This window comes from Melaminivora alkalimesophila (assembly GCF_000282995.1).
Classification (GTDB): Bacteria; Pseudomonadota; Gammaproteobacteria; order Burkholderiales; family Burkholderiaceae_C; genus Melaminivora; species Melaminivora alkalimesophila.
In genome coordinates, this window is sequence record NZ_ALEE01000556.1 from 1 (window position 1) to 5,255 (window position 5,255).

The 5,255-nt window shown below is 71.1% G+C and carries 3 protein-coding genes and 1 pseudogene; 1 reads left to right on the forward strand and 3 read right to left on the reverse strand.

What is annotated here, in order from left to right; genetic code table 11:
• Positions 1-84 precede the first annotated feature (84 nt).
• From A612_RS10880 to A612_RS10890, 3 genes are all read right to left on the reverse strand, one after another.
• Positions 85-1,242 (reverse strand): alpha-hydroxy acid oxidase, encoded by a 1,158-nt coding sequence (locus tag A612_RS10880; RefSeq protein ID WP_040436649.1) that lies wholly within the window; start codon positions 1,240-1,242, stop codon positions 85-87.
• Positions 1,242-3,581 (reverse strand): TonB-dependent receptor, encoded by a 2,340-nt coding sequence (locus tag A612_RS10885; RefSeq protein ID WP_019374513.1) that lies wholly within the window; start codon positions 3,579-3,581, stop codon positions 1,242-1,244. The genes A612_RS10880 and A612_RS10885 overlap by 1 nt, the downstream gene beginning before the upstream one ends.
• A 153-nt stretch (positions 3,582-3,734) precedes the next feature.
• Positions 3,735-4,664, reverse strand: a complete 930-nt coding sequence (locus A612_RS10890) for an MBL fold metallo-hydrolase (protein WP_019374514.1) — start codon at positions 4,662-4,664, stop codon at positions 3,735-3,737.
• A 275-nt stretch (positions 4,665-4,939) separates the two neighbouring features.
• Here A612_RS10890 and A612_RS10895 point away from each other — a divergent pair.
• Positions 4,940-5,255: pseudogene (locus A612_RS10895) on the forward strand (permease); the annotation flags it as partial.

Below are 5,255 nucleotides of genomic sequence, written 5' to 3' on the forward strand. Positions count from 1 at the left end.
CGGCGCCGTCCTGCCAGTCGGCGGCGTCGAGTTCGGCGCGGAAGGCGCGCACTTCATCCTTGGACAGGACCTGGTCGATGGAAATCAGCATGGTGGGAAGGGTGCTCCGGTGAAGGGAAGGGCCGGCACCAGCGCCTCGGCACCGATGTCCGCCAGCGTGGCGCAGCCGGCCTGGGCCATGCAGGCCTGCAGCTCCTCGACGAGCAGTTGCAGCATGTGGGCCACGCCCAGCGCGCCGGCAGCCGCCAGGGCGTACATCTGAAGGCGGCCGATGAGCACGGCGTCGGCCCCCAGCGCCAGCGCCTTGAAGGCGTCCAGCCCGCTGCGGACGCCGCCATCCAGCAGCAGCGGGTAGTCCGCACCCACGGCGGTGCGCACCGCGGGCAGCATGGCCAGCGACGCGGGCGCGCCGTCCAGGCTCCGTCCGCCGTGGTTGGAGACGATGAGGCCGGCCGCGCCCGCGGCCTGCAGCTGGCGCGCGTCCTCGGGATGTAGCACGCCCTTGATCCACACCGGCAATCGCGTGGCCGCGAGCAGCCATTGCAGGTCGTCCCAGGTGGGCGCGTGGCGCATCGCGCCCTGGAAGATGCGGCTGTCGCCCGGGCCCAGTGGCGCCGGCGCGGAAGGCGCGTACTCCACCAGGTTGGCGGCCGTGCACTCGGGCGGCAGCACGAAGCCGGCGGCCAGCGCGCTGCGGCTGGCCAGCTGGATGCTGGCGTCGAGCGTCAGCACGATGGCCGAGAAGCCCGCAGCCTCGGCGCGCGAGAGCAGGTCGAGCGTGTGGGCGCGCTCGGGTTGCAGGTAGAGCTGGAACCAGCGCGGGCCGCTGCCCGCCGCCTGGGCGATGGCCTCCAACGGGGCGGACGACAGGGTGCTGGCCACCAGGCAGGTGCCGGTCGCCTCGGCGGCGCGGGCGGTGGCGATCTCCGCGTCGGGGTGCGCCAGCCGCTGGTGCGCGACCGGGGCCAGCAGGAAGGGGTGCTCCAGCGGTTGCCCGGCAAGGTGCAGCCGCACGTGGCCGCGGCGCACGTCGCGCAGCAGCCGCGGCAGCACGGCCCAGTGCTCGAACGCCGCCCGGTTGGCGGCGACCGTCTGGTCCCAGCCGCAGCCGCCGGCGATGTAGGCCAGCCGCCCCGGCTCCAGGTGGCGCGGCGCCAGGCGCTCGTAGTCGACGGCGTTGTGCACGCCCGTGGGAACGCGCTCAGCCGGCGTGGCCTCTGGCCCGGACGGCCGCCCGTGCATCACAGGTCCAGGTTCAGCGTCAGGCGCACCGCGCGGCCGTCGCCCTTGTACAGGAAGGCGCCCGAGCGGTAGACGGCGGTGAAGTAGTCCTTGTCGGTGACGTTCAGGATGTTCAGGCGCAGGTTCGCGCTCTTGTTGATGCGGTAGCTGGCGAACAGGTCATAGACGGCAAACGACGGCACGCGGTTGTTGCACACGCCATCGCGGAAGTCGGCGCCGGTGTCGGGCTGACCGCCGCAGCGGCTGCTCTCGTAGCGCGCCGCGGCGCCCACTTCCAGGTTGCGCGTCAGGTGGTACTTGCCCTGCACCGAGGCGGTGCGGTCGGCAAAATTCGACAGCGGCAGGCCCACGCGAGAGGGGGTGCTGGAGGCCAGCACGCGCGACTTCATGAAGGCTGCGCCCGCCTGCAGCTCCAGTTTCGGCGTGAGGTTGCCCGCCAGGCCCAGCTCGATGCCGCGCACGCGGTTGCGGCCGGTGTTGAAGGTGCCGGCAGTGTCGTAGTCGGTGCCTTCCATGACGTCGCGCTTGGTGGTCTGGAACAGGGCGGCGGTGGCCAGCAGCTTGTCGTCCAGCACGTTCCACTTGCCGCCGATCTCGAAGTTGTGCGAGGTCTCGGGCTTGGCGCCGGCGGCCTTGCCGTCGTGGATCACCAGGCCGCCGTAGCCGCTGCTGGTGCCGGTGTCGGGCTCGCCGCCATTGATGTCCTGCGCCGTGCCGAAGCTGGCATAGACCATGGCCGTGGGGTCGATCTTGAAGCTCAGCCCCAGGTGGCCGTTGACCAGCGTGTCGCTGAAGCCGTAGTCGCCGGTCAGCTCGTCCTTGAGGTTGTTGCGCGTGAGCATCGACAGCTTGTAGTGGTCGGCGCGCAGCCCGCCGAACAGCGTCCAGCGGTCGCTCAGGTCCACCGTGTCCATGGCCGACAGGGCGACGGTGCGCACGCGCCAGTCGCGCGTCCAGCCCCGGCGCGTGTAGCTGCGGCCGGCCAGGTCGTTCACGTTCGGTACCACGTTGCCGGCCGCATCGGTGATGCACCAGGCGTTGTTGGCTGGGGGCAGCACGCCGTCGCGCCCGGGCGCGCGGCAGTTGAACGCGCCGGTATTGCTCACGCCGAAGTTGCCCGACAGTACCTTGTGGTCGGTGTATTCGAAGCCGAAGATGAACTCGTGCTTCAGGTTGCCGATCTGCTTGTCCCAGCGCAGGTTGCTTTGGTGCGCGAAGTATTTCACTTCCTGCCAGCCGGTGTGGCCGCCGTCGAGCGCGCCCGCCGTGTAGGCCGGGCGGCCGGCCGCGTCATGCACCACGCGGCTGGAGGCGCCGGTGGTGGCGTAGCTGTTGTCCGACTCGCCGTAGCGCGTGAGGCTGGTGAGCTTCACGTCGGGGGTGAAGCGGTAGTTGACGCGTGCCGTGAGGGTGTCGACGTCGGAGCGGATGAAGTCGCTGTTCTGCGCGTACACCGGCACGCCGGTGGCGGGATGGCGGTCGGGCGCGGTGCCCACCAGGTAGTGGCCGAGGTCGGGTCGCTTGTCCTTGGCGCGCAGGCCGTAGTAGTCGAGCGTGACCGACAGGTCTTCGTTCAGGGCCCACAGGCCGGACAGCGCCAGGCCGTTGCGCTGGCGCTCGGAGGGGCTGCGCCCCGGCACGTCCTCGCTCGACAGCAGGCCGTTGGCGCGCAGGGCGAAGGTTTCGTTGAAGGCCTTGTTGGCGTCCACCGCCAGGCGCCGGTGGCTGTCCGTCCCGAGGCCACCGGAGATGCGCGTGAAGCTGTAGTCGTGCGTCGCCTGCTTGGTGATGGCGTTCACCGCGCCGCCGGCCGAACCGCGACCGGCGAAGCTGGAGTTCGGGCCTTTGGTGATTTCCACCTGCTCGATGGCGAAGCTCTCGCGTGTGGTCATGCCCGGGTCGCGCAGGCCGTCCACGAACACGTCCGAGCGCGCCTCCTGGCCGCGGATGATGTAGCGGTCGCCGAAGGCGTTGCCGTTCTCGCCCGTGCCCAGGGTGATGCCGGGCTGCACGGACAGGATCTGCTTGAGGTCCGTCTGGCCGGAATCACGGATGGCCTCGCCCGTCACCACCGAGATGGTCTGCGGGATCTCGGCCAGGGGGCGCGTGTAGCGGCTGTCGGCCGAGGTCTTGGCCTTGTAGGGTGCGCCGACCTCGGCATTCGGGTTGGGGTCAATGGCCTGTTCCTGCACCGTCACGGTCGGCAGGGCGGCCGCGGCAGCCGGGGCGGCCTGCTGGGCGGGCTGGGCCAGCGCCGACAGGGGCAGCAAGGCGGCGGCCGACAGACCGGCGCCTAGGCGCAGGCTCTTGGGTTTCTTCAGCGATGGAGAACGGGGCATGTGCGAGCGATTCCTTGGTTGGTTTACACGGCAGGTCAAACGGCCGCGATTATTATTGAGAATCAGTCTCGTTTACACGAACCCGCTGTCGGAGGGTGTTTTTTCTGCGATGCGAAATATTTCCCCTGGAATGTCGCTCCAGGGCAACGCTTCTCATGTGTTCACCAGCAGGTCGCCTTCGCGCCGCGCGGCCCCGCCGGCGACCAGTTCCTCGACCAAGGTGCGCGCCCACTCGTCGGCCGGCAGCTCGGCGAAGTAGCGCGCGTGCAGCGCCGAGAAGTAGGGCGTGGCGTGCAGCCATGCGAGGGCGTCCGCCAGTGCCACGTGCTGCCATTCGAGCAGCTTGTACTTGAGCAGCACCTTGGCTGCGTAGCGGGCGTGTTTGAGCGGCGCGGCGACGAAGCCGGCCAGGCGCTTGCGCGCCCGCGCCAGCGCCTCGGGCACGTCGCCGAACACGCTGCCATGCCCGGGGATGACCACCAGGGGCGCGAGGCGCTCGATGGCGTCCAGGGTGGCCGCGACCTCGTCGAAGGCGCCTTCGCCCTCGATCTCGGGAAAGACCACGCCGAAGCCATGCTCCCAGAGCGCGTCGCCGGAGATCAGCACGCGCTCTTCGGGCTCGAACAGCAGCACCGCGTGCGGATCGTGCCCGGGCGCGGCGTGCACTTGCCAGATGCGCCCGCCCAGTTCGAGCTCCTGGCCGGGCTCCAGGGTGCCGTCGGCACGGAACGGGGCACACTGCTGGCCGGTCGGCACGTAGCTGAGCGCCACCGGGTCCCAGTCGCGCACCTGGGCGAACTGGCCCGGTGGGATCAGGGTCTGCAGCTGCGGCCAGCGTTGTTGCAACAAGGCGTTGCCGCCGCAGTGGTCGCTGTGCAGGTGGGTGTTGAGCAGGCGCTCGAGCGGCCGCCCGTCCAGCGCCGACTCCACCAGCGCGACGGTCTGGGCGGCGTGCGTGTGGTAGCCGCTGTCCACCAGGGTGGCCGGGCCCGGGCCCGCGAACAGGATGTTGTTGGCCGACAGCCAGCCGCGCTCGAAGACGGTGATGTGCGGAGGGAGGATGGGGGAGGTACCAGAGGTCATCGGCGGTCAGGAGAAAGGAGGGGACGTTGGCGATCGCCGCACAGGGCGCGGCGCAGGATCTTGCCCATGGTGGGAGGCGTGCGCCGATCATCGCGGAACCGGGCGTGCCTGGGCTATGGGTACCCGTCGCCCGCGCGTGGCACCGGCGCAACCAGCGCGCCGGCGGGGGGGCCGGTGGCGTATGGTCGCGGTGCGCGCGGGCCGCGGGCGATTGTGCCGGCGCCCGGGCGCGGCGGGAGCGGACCGCCCGGATGGCAAAGCGGAGGCGAAGGACGATGGGCAATGCGCGATGGCAGCGCTGGCTGGTGGCGGCGCATGGGCTGGCGATCGCCCTGTGGATGGGGCTCGCCTGGCGTGGCAATTCGCCTTGGCTGGCGCTCGCCGGGCCGGTCGCGGTGCCGCTGGCCTCGCGCCTGCTGATGCTGCCGCAGTTCCTGCTCATGGCGGCCGTGCGGGCGCACGCCGGCGAGCCGCGGCCCACGGCCGGGGCGCTGCTGCGCGGCTGGTGGACCGAGTCGCGCTGGGCGGCGCTGGTGTTCGGCTGGTGGCAGCCCTTTCGCCACCGCGCGCTGCCCGACTGGCTGGGGGGGG